Source organism: Draconibacterium sediminis (assembly GCF_000949475.1).
Taxonomy (GTDB): domain Bacteria; phylum Bacteroidota; class Bacteroidia; order Bacteroidales; family Prolixibacteraceae; genus Draconibacterium; species Draconibacterium sediminis.
This window is the reverse complement of sequence record NZ_JRHC01000003.1, coordinates 347,952-362,214: the sequence shown is the minus strand read 5'-3', so window position 1 is coordinate 362,214 and position 14,263 is coordinate 347,952. Positions and strand designations below refer to the sequence as shown.

Annotated in this window: 9 protein-coding genes; 2 read left to right on the top strand and 7 right to left on the bottom strand. The window is 41.3% G+C overall.

The genetic code is table 11. The features are described 5' to 3' along the window. The 7 genes from LH29_RS13920 to LH29_RS13890 all read right to left on the bottom strand — a co-directional run bounded on the left by LH29_RS13920 (window position 1) and on the right by LH29_RS13890 (window position 12,476). Entirely contained in the window at window positions 1–2,433 is a 2,433-nt protein-coding gene (locus LH29_RS13920; RefSeq protein ID WP_082063707.1) for a glycoside hydrolase family 95 protein, read from the bottom strand. Between the two features lie 239 nt (window positions 2,434–2,672). After that, entirely contained in the window at window positions 2,673–4,229 is a 1,557-nt protein-coding gene (locus tag LH29_RS13915) for a RagB/SusD family nutrient uptake outer membrane protein (protein ID WP_045030789.1), read from the bottom strand. A gap of 20 nt (window positions 4,230–4,249) precedes the next feature. Beyond that, complete coding sequence (locus LH29_RS13910; RefSeq protein ID WP_198152451.1) at window positions 4,250–7,585, bottom strand: TonB-dependent receptor; 3,336 nt, start codon at window positions 7,583–7,585, stop codon at window positions 4,250–4,252. Between the two features lie 150 nt (window positions 7,586–7,735). Next, complete coding sequence (locus LH29_RS13905; protein WP_052670944.1) at window positions 7,736–8,737, bottom strand: FecR family protein; 1,002 nt, start codon at window positions 8,735–8,737, stop codon at window positions 7,736–7,738. A gap of 127 nt (window positions 8,738–8,864) precedes the next feature. Next, entirely contained in the window at window positions 8,865–9,461 is a 597-nt protein-coding gene (locus LH29_RS23870) for an RNA polymerase sigma factor (protein WP_052670942.1), read from the bottom strand. Between the two features lie 123 nt (window positions 9,462–9,584). Then, window positions 9,585–10,631, bottom strand: a complete 1,047-nt coding sequence (locus LH29_RS13895) for a 2-oxoacid:ferredoxin oxidoreductase subunit beta (protein WP_045030787.1) — start codon at window positions 10,629–10,631, stop codon at window positions 9,585–9,587. Between the two features lie 3 nt (window positions 10,632–10,634). Then, window positions 10,635–12,476 carry a 2-oxoacid:acceptor oxidoreductase subunit alpha gene (locus LH29_RS13890; RefSeq protein WP_045030783.1) on the bottom strand — a complete coding sequence of 614 codons (1,842 nt, stop codon included), beginning with the start codon at window positions 12,474–12,476 and terminating at the stop codon, window positions 10,635–10,637. Between the two features lie 274 nt (window positions 12,477–12,750). Between LH29_RS13890 and LH29_RS13885 the strand changes: the two genes are divergently transcribed. Next, window positions 12,751–13,263 carry a gamma carbonic anhydrase family protein gene (locus LH29_RS13885; protein ID WP_045031078.1) on the top strand — a complete coding sequence of 171 codons (513 nt, stop codon included), beginning with the start codon at window positions 12,751–12,753 and terminating at the stop codon, window positions 13,261–13,263. Window positions 13,264–13,320: 57 nt separating this feature from the next. Continuing rightward, window positions 13,321–14,220: a nucleotidyltransferase family protein gene (locus LH29_RS13880; RefSeq protein WP_045030775.1), complete on the top strand. Its 900-nt coding sequence runs from the start codon at window positions 13,321–13,323 to the stop codon at window positions 14,218–14,220. Window positions 14,221–14,263 lie beyond the last annotated feature (43 nt).

The following is a 14,263-nucleotide window of genomic DNA, read 5'->3' as shown; positions in this document are numbered from 1 at the left end:
TTACCATTCAAGCGTAAGCGATTCTCCTTGGGCCAGCTCTATTTCTTTTTCTTTCCCCTGGCAAACCAATTTTGTGCTTCCTCCGGCTTTTGCTATAACAGTAACGCTATTTAACTTCCCTTCGCTCCAGTCCATTGCTATTTCGTAACCACCACGAGCACAAATTCCGCTAACTGATCCGGCAGGCCATACATCGGGTAAAGCAGGCAATAAATCGATTTGGTTTTGGTGCGATTGCATCAACATTTCGATAACTCCGGCGCTTCCTCCAAAGTTGCCGTCAATCTGAAATGGCGGATGCGCATCGAACAAATTCGGGTAAGTTCCCCCACCCTTGCTGTATTGAGTTTCGTTACCCGACGGATCGACATAACTCAGCAGTTCGCGGTACATTTTGTAGGCATGATTACCATCGAGCAAACGCGCCCAAAGGTTAATGCGCCAGCCTTTCGACCAGCCTGTGGTTTCATCGCCTTTAATTTCGAGCGTGGTTTTGCAGGCTTTGGCCAACTCCGGTGTTTCGTCAGGAGTTATATGATTGCCCGGATGCAAACCAAACAAATGCGACTGGTGACGGTGTTTCGGCTCAGCATCTTCCCAATCGTAGTACCACTCCTGCAGGTTACCTTTTTTACCAACCTGGTAGGGATACATTTTTGCCAAAGCCTGTTCCATCTCTGCTCTGAATTCATCATCCACATTCAGAACTTTTGAAGCCTGAATGGTTTGTAAAAAACATTCCCTGATCATGGCCAAATCAGACGTTGCACCATACAATGTGGCTCCCCGGTAACCTTTATCGGTTATATATTTGTTCTCGGGCGAAGTAGACGGCGAAGTGATCAAATTGCCATTTTTATCTTCGACCATCCAGTTTAAACAAAATTCAGCTGCGCCTTTCATCAGCGGATAACCTTCGTTTTTGAGGAAATCGATATCCTGTGTAAACTGGTAGTGTTCCCACAAATGTGTCGATAGCCACGGGCCGCTCATATTCCAGCATGCCCACACCGGATCGCCCTCTCCGAAACCACCAACAGGATTGCTCATGGCCCAGATGTCGGAATTATGACATGATGCCCATCCCTTATCAACACCATAAAATGTTTTTGCCGTTACGGCTCCCGTTTTGGCCACATTGCCGATAAACGACAATAACGGACGGTGCATTTCGCTCAGATTGCCGGTTTCAACCATCCAGTAATTTTCCTCCACGTTAATATTCATGGTGTAATTACTGCTCCATGGCGGCTGCAGGTGCGGATTCCAAAGCCCCTGTAAGTTAGCCGGCACACCCTCGGTTCGTGAGCTGGCAATCAGCAAATAGCGTCCGTACTGAAAATACAGCACTTCCAGGTTTTTATCCTCGGCTCCACTAAAATATCTTTTTAATCGCTCGTCGGTAGGTAATTCCGGCGCTGTGGTTTCTCCCAAATCGAGTTGAACGCGATTCATTAACATGTTGTAATCGGCAATATGCGCTTCTTCTATTTTGTCAACTCCTTTTTTATCCGCGTCATTCAACTGTTGCTGCGCAATGGCTTGATTATTCAAACCTTCTTTTGCCGGATCTTTATCAAAGCCGTTAAAACTGGTTGCTATCGATACGTAAAGTACGGCTTCACTTGCTCCTGAAACCGTTAACACACTATCTGTATACATGGAGTTTCCACCGTCGCTTTCCACTTTCATATAAGTTGAAAAGCGGGTGCCTCGGTTTTCATCAAATTTAATCGGCTCCTCATCTCCGGCATGGTAATTTGGCAACGCCTGATACGGCGCATATCCTTCCACCTTCAATAAATCGTTGTCTGCGGAGGTATTAAAACGCAACTGGCTGTCGAATTTAACCGCAAAGTTTAGTGCATCTTTTTTATCGGCACTTAGTTTCACCACCATAATCTGATCGGGATACGAAACAAAATATTCGCGTTTATAAGTAACACCATCCACCTGGTACGATGTTGTTGAAACCGCCTTGTCGATATCCAACTCGCGATGGTAATTTTCCACATTGCCATTGTGCTGAAAATTCAAAAACAAGGTACCCAGCGGCGCATACGATTGAGAATATTTCCCCATCAGGTTGTGATTGAGTTTATCTGCCAACTCATAATTTTCGTTAGCCAACGCCTCACGTATTTCAGGTATAAATTTGTAGGCCTCGGGGTTCATATACGGATCAACCGGCTCGCCCGACCAAAGTGTTATATCGTTCAGGTAAATTTTATCCGATTCCACACCTCCAAAAACAGAAGCTCCCATTTTGCCGTTTCCAAGCACCAGGCTTTCTTCGAAATAAGTAGCAGGTTTATCGTACCACAAAACATGCGTTGAAGTAGCTTTTTCTCCAGCCGATTCGGTACTGCACGACTGGCTTAAAACCAGCAAACCAAGTAGTACGAAGTTTAAAAGATGGTTGAGTCGATTCATAGGTTTATAAATTTTTCAGAATAGTTAATTTACATTTTGTAGTTAGTCACGATAAACAAAATAATTGACATCGCTAAAATAATAAAAAAAGGCCCTGCAAAATTGCAGAGCCAATTAACCTATCCTTGTTTTTTGAAAAATTGAATTCAAGAAAAAACAGGGAGTCGGTTGGTTTAGTCCCGACTCCCCTGTGGTATTAGGTATTAATTGGTTTGGGTGTTATTTTCCAAATCTTACAATTAATAACCTGTATTTTGTGTCAAACTTGGGTTACGTTGCAATTCGCTTAACGAAATCGGGAATACCAAATCAGTTTCTTTAAATGTAGCACCTGCGGCATTCTGTGCACCAATCAAATCTACATAAGTAACACTTCCCTTTTCTGTTTCTGAAATAACAGGAAATTTCATTGTTCGTACGCAATCATCCCAAATTTTGAATTCCAGAGCAAATTCACGTAATCTTTCTGTCCAACAGGTTTCAATAAACTCTTGTTTTGAAAGACTTAATAATTCTGTCTTTATCTCAGCTTCAGTTTTACCTTCAGTATTGGCACGTGCCTGAATTTTTGCCAGGTAAGTAGCTGCTTCATCGTTTACACCTTCTGTTTGTGCAATCGATTCTGCATAATCCAAATAAGCTTCGGCCAGACGATAGAAGTTCCAGTCTTTTGTTCCGATACCTGTATTTAACAACGCATCTTCATCAAAATAATACCAGCAACCTGCTTGTCCTTCAGGAGCCGTCCAGGTTTTACCATTATTTGGATTGGTATATTCCCAGTGGAAGAACTGGTTAGGCTGAATACGAAGATCGTTTTCGTCGTAAACATTCAGGAAACGGTCGATCGGGCCGTAAGTTCTTTCAAAAATTGAATAAGTTCCGAACACAGCTGTTGCCGACGAAGTAAATGCATATGTAGGTCTCCACGAACTGCTTGAAATACCGGCATCGTATTCTAAACTGTAAATTACCTCACCCAGATCATCAGTTGTACGTAACTTATTGAAAGCACTGTTTTCAGCCAGGTCGCTATTATCAGCTAAGGAATGAGGAGAATCGATAACCATTTTTGCATATGTTTTAGCATTGGCATAATCACCCTGGTAAAAATATACATCAGTCAATGCCATGGCAGCTACATATTTTGAAACACGGTGTCCGTTTGAAGCAAATGTTGCTGCTGGTAAATCCTCAACAGCGTCGATCAAATCATTTTCAATTTGCTCGTAAATGGCTGCTGCAGCCGTTCTTTGAGGATACAGATTCTCTAAAGTTGCAGGTTCCAGCAATAAAGGAACATCACCAAAGGTTTTCACCAGATAGAAATAGTTGAATGCTCTGAAAAATTTAGCTTCTGCAATTAAAGTTTTGGCAGAGCTTTCGCTCATTTCAATACCCGGGATGCTGGCAATAGCATTGTTAGCCACATTAATAGTACGGTAACAGTTGTCCCAAATATCATCAGAAGTCCCTGAGATTTCATTGGTATGTCCCTGACGGGTAAGCAAACGTGAATATTTACATACCACTTCCTGCCCTTCGTAACTATTGCTAAAATAGCCGGTGAGCATTCCTAGTATTGAAGATTTAGAGCCAATATAGGCACTTGATGCATGTGCAATACGGATTGTTGCACCGTTGCGGTACAAATAGTTTACGTTCTCGGTTGCCTGAGATTCGGTTTTGTAATAATCCACATCTGTAAGAGATGATTTTGGACTTTCTTCCAAAAACTCGTCGCATGAGGTCAACGCAAAGACCCCTACTAGTAAGAATAATATTATCTTTTTCATGATCGTTCTAAATTAATTCATTAAAAAGTTACGTTTACACCCAAAGTCCATGTTCTGGCTCTTGGATAGGAGAAGAATGTCATGTTTTGTCCAAACTGGTCACCACCTCTTGAAGTAGATTCAGGATCGTAACCATTAAAATCGTCGGAACATAACAAGAATGCATTGTTCACATTCGCATAAACTCTCACGGCAGCAATGCCCATCGACTGACAATAGCTTGCAGGAACGGTGTAGCCAAACTGAATTAGGTTAGCTCTGAGGTAAGAACCATCTGCAATCCAACTTGAGTCTACAGTTGTATTTTGTCCGGCATGGCCTGAGTTTGTCAAGTAGATGGCTTGTTGCATAGTATTTGGATTTGTGCCATCGTAAGCATCGTAAAGAATATTTGACAAGCCGTTAGTTATACCAAAGCGGTCGTAAGTTGAGTGGTAAAACTGTTGCATAGTTTCAACTCCCCACACAAACTGTAAATCAACAGTTAAGTCGAAGTTTTTGTACGAGAAAGTATTGATGAAACTACCTGTCCAGTCCGGCATACCTTTACCAATGATTTCTTTTTCGTTGGTACGTTTTGCACGGCCAATCTGACTACGCTCAATCTCACCGGCTTCAAAATCTTCTTCAGTATAAACTCCAAGTCGTTTATAACCAAAGAAACTACTCAGGTTCTCGCCAACACGCAAGATACTTTCTGAGCCACCAACCCAGTAGTTCATTTCAATATCTTCGTCGTTGTCGCCAAGACTAAGAATTTCGTTTTTGTTGTAGTTCAGATTCAATGTTGAATTCCATGTAAAATCGGCTGTTCTAACAGGTGTAGCATCAACCATGATATCCAGTCCCTGGTTTTTCACAGATCCAATATTTTTGAAGATAGAGCTAAAACCAGAAGAGGTTGGCAGCGGTGTATTCAGCAATAGGTCAGTTGTTTTCTTGTAATAGTAAGAAACATCAAATGTAAGCTGATTATCTAATACGCCTAAGTTTACACCAAAGTCCCATTGTGCTGTTTTTTCCCATTTCAAATCAGGGTTGGCAAAAGAGTTGATATATGAATATGGCGAACGTGAACCGTTCATCAGTATTGTACCAGAGCTAACTGAAGCCAATGAATTGTAAGGTCCAATCTCCGAGTTACCGGTTATACCATAACTAGTGTGCAGTTTCAACATATCGATAAGGCCACTGTCTTTCAGGAAGTCTTCCTGCGACATATTCCAGGCCAAACCTGCTGATGGGAAGAAAGCATATTTGTTATTGTCACCAAATTTAGAAGAACCATCGTAACGGCCTGTAACAGTTGCCGAGTATTTATCTTTAAGCGTGTAAGCAACCCTTAAAAAGTAAGAGTTCATTGCCCAATCGTTGTAGCTTGATGATGGAGATGAAGGATTTGTTCCTGCACCCATATTATACCATTCGTAAAAATCGTCACTGAATCCTTCAGTACGTGAACGATCCCAGTTATACGTACGTTTCTGCCACGACAGACCAGCCATTGCATTTAAACGGTGGTCGCCAACTACTTTTTTATAGGTCAGGTAAGTTTCTTCCTGCCAGTAGAAAGTATTGGTGTGTTGAATATCGGCCCATCCGTTTGGCATTGAAATGTTGTTCAATAGAATAGATGAATAAGCTTTGTAAGTTCGGTTATGATTGTCGATACCAAACTGAGTTTTCAAATCCAATCCTTCCATCAGGTGGAATGTTAATGCAGCATTTCCAAAGATTTGAGTATTGTAATTCATTCGTTTCTGCAAATCCAAAATCATAGCTGGATTTGACATACCTTCGAATCCGAATGTATCAGACAACGACGAAGTTGAAGATGTAGTGTAATTACCATCAGCATCTCTAAGCGGCAACCATGGCAACATCTCGATCATTGTACGACGGGCATCCTGTCCGCCACCGGTTTCCGGCGTGTAACGTCCCCACGAGTGGTTAACCATTAAATTGATTCCTGTCGACAACCACTTTGCAGGTTCGCCGTCGTAAGTAAGTTTAGCATTTACCCTTTTGCTGTATGTGTTATTCACTACTCCCTGCTGATCTGTATAGTTCAGGAAAGCACCTGTTGATGAATTTTTACCAGCCTGCTGAATATTGAATTGATGATTGTGCGAGATAGCTGTTCGTGTAGCTTCTTCCTGCCAATTGGTATCGTATAACGGATTACCCTGTGCATCAAAATAGTTTCTGTCGGTGAACCAATCAGTACGATCGAGCGACCAATCATATCCCATATACTTATTTTCGTTCTCCAAACCGATCATAAACGCATCAGTCCACTCCTGTGCATTCAGAACATCCATATAGCGGGCAACTGTGCTAACGCCAACAGATCCCTGGTAGCTTACTACAGATCCTTCGCTACCTGTTTTTCCGCGTTTGGTAGTTACCAAAATAACACCGTTTGCTCCACGCGCACCATAAATAGCTGTTGCAGAAGCATCTTTTAATACTTCAATACTTTCAATGTCGTTCGGGTTCATTAAACCAAAATTCTCCATAACAACACCGTCAACAACATATAATGGGTCGGTTGAAGAATTAATAGTAGACATACCACGAATTACAACACGGCTCTGATAAGCACCCGGCTGCGATGAATTGGAGTAAATATTTACACCTGAAGCTTTACCTCTTAGGTTATCAAGCGGACTAAAACTCTGCGCTTTGATCAGCTCCTCGCCTTCGGTTTTCGAGATAGAACCGGTTACATCCTGCTTCCGCAAAGTACCGTAACCAATGGCCACTACCTCTTCAATACCAATGGTTTCTTCTTCCATTGTAATATTGATAACGGCTTTTCCGGCAATGCTAATTTCCTGGGTTTTCATACCCACAAAAGAAAACTGTAACACCTCGGTATCAGCAACACCACTAATTGAGTATTCACCATTGTTATTGGTAACTGTACCGTTTGATGTTCCTTTAACAAGCACAGTTACTCCCGGCAAAGGTTGTCCTCCACCGTCGGACACAATACCCGAAACACTTTGTTGCTCGCTCAGCACATTAATGTTTCTGGCGCTTTCGCTCTCCATTTCTGCGGGGAAAAGCATAATGTGCCTATCGTGCGTTACATAGTTAACATCGGTTCCGCTAAATACTACATCCAGAATTTCGTCAATTTTCTGATTGTTCAATTCCACCGATACTTTTCGATCAACATCGATCAGTTCGGGACTGTAGGCGAAACGAAACTCTGATTGATTTTCAATCTCATCAAGCACTTCCACAACTTTTTTGTTGTGCATAGCTAATGTTAATTTGGTTGATTGACTATATACACTTGCAGAAACCTGCATTAAGCCAACCATTAAAAACAAAAATGTTAGTTTCATAAGCTTTAAGCTTTTACTCCAACAGGAAGGCATACCTCTTCCCAGGATTAGGATTTTTTTCATAGTTTTACATCGATTTAAATTATAAATTAATTTACTGTTTGCCGATGGTAAATTTGGACCGGAAGTGTTGCCGCACTTTCGGTTTTTTTATCTCGACAATTCTCTTGCTTTTTCTTCGTCCAGTTCAAATACAATTACATCATTTTCCTGTTTAGTTTTTATTGGTGCTATTTTTTCCAGAATCTGTATAATCTCGTCAAGCGGCTCGTTTTTAATAGTAAATGTGAAAGGAAAATCCTTTAACTCTTCAGCATATTCAAACTCCTGGTTGTATCTTTTCTCCAGTCGTTTTACCACCTCAACAAGAGGCTGATTATAAATATTCAGAATACCGTCTTTCCACGAGGTATATTTACTTGTATTTACCTCGCTTATATTTAGTTGATGGTTTGATTTTACAAACGATGCTTTTTCTCCGGGGCTAAGAAAATACTGAAACGAAGACACATCAGGACTTAAAAGCTGAACTTTTCCCGATTCCAATACCACATCGATATTCTCCGATCCGGGGTAAGCCTCTACATTAAATTTTGTTCCGTGAACTTTAACCTGAATATCGCCGCTATTTACCACAAACGAAAGATCCTCATTTGTTTGCACTTCAAAATAAGCCTCACCTTCCAGTTTTACATCGCGGTTATTCTCGGCAAACAGGTTGTTGTAGCTAATTTTCGATCCGGAGTTCAACCAAACCATCGACCCATCCGGAAGTTTTACTTTTGAAATCTGTCCGTTTTCTGCTTCAATCTCTGAATACCAGGTTTCAGTAGGTTTAGTTGTTGAAACAATGTGAGCTCCACCGCCAAGACTTAACACAAAAAAGAAGATGGCGGCAATCCGAACCATCAGGTTCACCTTATCTGAATACTGCCATCTTTTGAAACTTTTTTGTAACATCTGATCTTGAATATTCAGCCAGCTTTTTTCACTTCCTTCAGGAAGTGGTTTATTTCGCTGACTCTTATTCCAACCTAACCTAGAACTATTAAAAACTATGCGATTTTCTTTTTTTCGAATCCATTTCAATAATTGCATCTGCTCGCTTGCCGATGCACTCCCTTCAAAATATTTCTCTATTAACTCTTTCATGTTGTAATCTGACAGTAGTACACAAAAAGTGAAAAAACCCTACCTGCTTTTTAAAAATTTATTTTAACGATTTTTCACCAATCAACAGAACTGCTGATTTTCAATAACCTTAGAATATATCAGTACCCTATTTTTCGAGTAACAAGGTTATTATAATGATGAGTGCCGGGTATTGATCAACCAATTTTTTCCTGATTTGTTCTTTGGCTTTGGCAATGTGCTTTTCCACCATTTTTATGCTTATTCCCATTTCCTCAGCTACTTCTTTTTGTTTTTTGCCTTCAATTTTACACAGCGTGAATACCTGTCTCATTTTATCAGGCAGCTCATCAACGGCTACCTGGAATGATTCAACAAGTTGCTCCTCCAAACTTTTTTCTTCTTTGCCCAGAAAGTCGATCTGGTATAAATACTGCAGCTCACTTACTTCTTCAATATTAACCGAAGAGCTTGTTTGTTCCAGCTTTTCATTGCGTAAAAAATTCAGGCAGTTGTTGCGCAGAATTACAAAGAGGTAACTTTCAATTGAACGGTCAGGTTTTATGGAATTGCGTTTCTCCCAAAGCGTAATAAAAGTTTCCTGTATAAGGTCTTCAACTTTATTATCGTCGGGAATAAACAATTTGCAATATCCTTTAAGGCGAGGATATAGTAAACGGAATACGTCTTTAAAAGCAGACGGGTCCCCTTTTTTTAGGTTAATGTTGGTTTGAATATCGAACATCGATTTTCGTTAATGGTCACAAATTAAAGAAATTTAAATGACACTTAAAATCATGGTTGTCAGTTTTTATAACAAAAAAGGCCCTGCAAAATTGCAGAGCCTTCTATTATTTTGCTTCAAATGTTAGATACATTTTTTACTTGATCCGTTCGGATTTCCGGTTACTTCCCAGGTGTTCCCTGAGTTTAATAACTCATCAACACAACTTACTTTACGCGTTTGCTGTATTTCTTTAATTTGTGCTTCCATTTCCACATCGTAAACAGGAGCAGGTACTGCACGAATTACACCAAGTGCAACCGGGAAATCGGGCAATGCCATATTGATTAACGCCAAATGCAACGTTGGATCAACTTCCATTGCATCGTGTACAAGAATATCATCCTCGGTTACCCCGTTTTCGCCAATCTTAACGACTTTAAGTTTGCCATTTTCAAATACCAAACCTTTTTCATTTTCAGCTCCAAACAGCATTGGTTTTCCATGTTCAAGCACCAGTTGTCGGTCGGCACGGTGATTAGGATCGGTAATCGCATTGTGAATACCGTTGTTAAAAATCACACAGTTTTGAAGTACCTCAACAACAGATGTTCCTTTATGCTCAGCAGCTTTTTCAAGAACCGACTGGCTCAGTTTCAGGTTTCCGTCGATTGAACGGGCATAGAATGAACCACGCGCTCCTATCACCAATTGTCCGGGAACAAACGGATCTTCAACAGTTCCGAATGGCGATGTTTTACTCACAAAACCACGGTCGGAAGTTGGCGAATATTGTCCTTTGGTCAAACCATAAATACGGTTGTTGAACAGCACCACATTTAAATCAATATTCCTTCTAATCAGGTGAATAAAGTGGTTACCACCAATGGCCATCGAGTCGCCGTCGCCGGTCATTACCCAAACACTTAGTTCAGGGTTGGCAGCTTTCACACCCGATGCAACGGCAGTAGCCCGTCCGTGAATGGTGTGGAAACCAAAGGTACTCATATAATAGGGGAAACGCGATGAACAACCAATACCCGAAATTACGGCAAATTTCTCTTTCGGAATGCCCATTCCGGCCATGGTACGCTGTACGGCATTAATAATGGCAAAGTCGCCACACCCCGCACACCAACGTACTTCGTTCTCGCTTTTAAAATCTTTTATTGTATATTTTACATCAGTCATTGCTTAGTCCTCCAAAAGTTTAGTAATACTTTCTTTTAATTCGCTAACGGTAAAAGGCAGTCCTTTTAGTTTGTTGGCCTGGTAATAGCTGAACTCAGGCAACTCGTTACGCAAATAGGCTGCAAACTGTCCAAGGTTAAGCTCGCAAACAATAATCTTTTTGAATTTGCTGAATACCTCTTTTGTATTTTTTGGAAGCGGTTTAATGTAGTTGAAATGAGCCAAACTAACACTCTTACCTGCCAATCGCAGTTCGCGAACTGTGCTAGCTGTGTGGCCAAAGGTTCCTCCCCAGCTTACAACAAGCACATCGCCTCCGTCTTCGTCGCCACAAATCTCCAGATCAGGGATCATGTCAACAACGCGCTGCACTTTTTCTTCCCTGATCTCGCTGTTCACCTGGTGGTTTTCCGGGTCGTGACTAACTGTACCTGTAATATTCTTTTCTAATCCACCAATTCGGTGTTCAAAACCTGCCATTCCGGGGAATGCCCACTCACGTGCCAGCGTTGCAGCATCGCGTTTATAAGCCAGGAATTCTTCGCTGTCGTTAGCAACTCGTGGAGTTATTGAAGGAAGATCGGCCATTGCAGGAATTTTCCATGGCTCGCTACCGTTTCCTAAGAAACCATCGGTAAGCAAAATAACCGGAACCATTCTTTCCAAAGCAATTTTTGCCGACATGTAAGCATAATGGAAACAATCAGACGGTGTGCTGGCTGCCAAAACCACAACCGGGCTTTCACCGTTACGTCCGTATAGCGCCTGCATTAAATCCGACTGCTCGGTTTTTGTTGGTAGTCCGGTTGACGGGCCACCACGCTGAACGTTTACAATTACCAGCGGCAATTCGGCCATAACAGCCAAACCAATTGCCTCACCTTTTAATGCCAATCCCGGACCGGAAGTGGTGGTAACAGCAAGGTCGCCGGCAAACGAAGCACCGATAGCTGAACAGATACCTGCAATCTCATCTTCGGCCTGGAATGTTTTTACTCCCAGGTCTTTTCGTTCTGATAACGCGGTTAAAATATCGGTTGCAGGTGTAATGGGGTACGATCCCAAAAACAGCTCCAGTCCCGATTTTTCAGCGGCAGCTAAAAGTCCCCACGCCGTAGCATGGTTACCATTTATATTTCGGTAAGTACCGTTTTCAATTTCTGCCGGATGTACCAGGTAACTTGGTGTCATGTGTTGCATGGTTAAACCGTAGTTATAACCATCGTGCAAAACTTTTATGTTTGAATCAACAACAACCGGTTTTTTCCTGAATTTATTCTTTACAAATTCCTCAACGTAATCCAGCGGGCGATTAAACATCCAGCATACCAATCCCAAAGCAAACATGTTTTTGCTTCTCATCACACTTTTGTTATCCAGGCCAAAATCCTTTAGCCCCTCTTGTGTAAGACTTGAAATTGGTACAGGAATCTTAAAGAAATCCTCGAGATTACATTCTGCAAAAGGATCGTCAGTTTCAAAGTTTGCCTTCCTCAGGTTCTTTTCTGTAAACGAATCAGAATCGTATATAATCGTACCTCCGGGCTCTAAAAAGCGTGCATTTGCTTTTATAGCCGCCGGGTTCATGGCAACCAATACATTGGCATTGTCTCCCGGGGTATTTACTTGCTTTTTCCCAAATTGTACCTGAAAACCCGATACACCCCCCACTGTTCCCTGTGGTGCGCGAATTTCGGACGGATAGTCGGGAAAGGTAGAAATATCATTTCCCAGAAGTGCTGTAGTGTCGGAAAACAAGGTTCCGGTAAGCTGCATTCCATCGCCGGAATCGCCAGAAAACCTAATGGCAACTTCTTCCAGTTCGATAACTTTAGTTTCTTTCATCTCTAAAAAATATTTGATTTCAATATCGAAAAAAAAGATTGATTATTTATCAACCCCAATTTTCAAATTTTAGTTATTTTCTCTTAAGTCTGTTATAATTCATAAAAAAAACGACTCCAAAACTACTAAATCATAATTTTAGAACCGGTTTTCATCAAGGTCGATCGAAGAATCTTGTAACAAATGTAACCATTATTTAACAAGATTTCGATGACTTCTGTGATAGTTTTTGGGTTTTCTTATTTTTGTAATCAATTTAAAACCAATTCAGATAATGGCGATTATAAAACAACTAAAAGATAAGACTCCTAAAATTGGAAAAGACTGTTTTTTGGCAGAAACAGCAACACTTATAGGCGATGTTGAAATAGGTGACAACTGCAGTATTTGGTACAGCGCTGTAATTCGCGGCGATGTACATTACATTAAAATTGGTAATAACACCAATGTGCAGGACAACGCGACGATACACGCTACCTACCAAAAAAGCCCAACCAATATTGGCAACAACGTAACTATTGCGCACGGTGCCATCGTTCATGGTTGCACCATTAAAGACAATGTAATGATTGGGATGAACGCGGTTGTTCTTGACAATGCGATTGTTGAAAGCAATTCGATTATTGCTGCCGGCTCGGTGGTTACCAAAAATACCCGTGTTGAATCGGGAAGTGTTTACGCAGGTGTTCCGGCCAAAAAAGTAAAAGATATCAGCCCCGAACTGTTACATGGCGAGGTGGAGCGAATTGCAAATGCTTACCACATGTATTCAAGCTGGTACAAATAAAGATGGAAGACAGGAGAGAAGTTAGAAGAGGAAAAATAAAAACCAAAAATTAGAAATATGAAACCAACCTTACTCATACTGGCTGCAGGAATGGGAAGTCGTTTTGGAGGCCTTAAACAAGTTGAACCTGTTGGCCCGAACGGAGAAGCAATTATCGATTACACCATTTTCGACGCTATTCGTGCCGGTTTTGGCAAAGTAGTTTTTGTTATTCGCGAAAGTTTTGCCGATGCGTTTAAAGAAAAGTTTGAAGCAAAATTAAGTGGCAAAATTGATGTAGAATATGTTTTTCAGGAGTTAGACAACTTACCTGAAGGATTTACATTACCTGAAGGACGCGAAAAACCATGGGGAACTGCCCATGCAATTCTGGTTGCCAAAGATGTAATAAACGAGCCTTTTTGCGCCATAAATGCCGACGACTTTTACGGAGAGGGAGCTTACCGTATTATGGCCGACTTCCTGAACAACGCGGTGCAGGAACAAACTTTTTCGATGATCGGCTACCAACTTAAAAATACACTGTCGGACCACGGATCGGTTTCGCGGGGGATGTGCACCGTGAATGAAAACGACAACCTCGTAAAGATTGTTGAAACACACAACATTTTCAAAAAAGAAGATGCTGCCGTTACCATTGCGGAAGATGGCTCGGAAACTCCTTTAACCGGAAACGAGAGAGTGTCGATGAACTTCTGGGGTTTTCATCCCTCAATTTTCAAGGCGCTGGAAAGCAAATTTGTAAAGTTCCTCGAAACAGAGATTGACAAACCAAAATCGGAGATGTACATTCCTTCGGTGGTTTTCGAAATGATTGAAGACAACGAGGTGAAAGTAAAAGTACTGGAAGCCAACTCGCCATGGTTTGGCGTTACCTACAAGGAGGACAAACCAATTGTGGTGAATAAAATTAACGCCTTAATTGAAGAAGGTGTATATCCGAACAAACTCTGGTAATAAGTATATAATATAAAAACGAAGTCGGGAACGAGAATTTTCC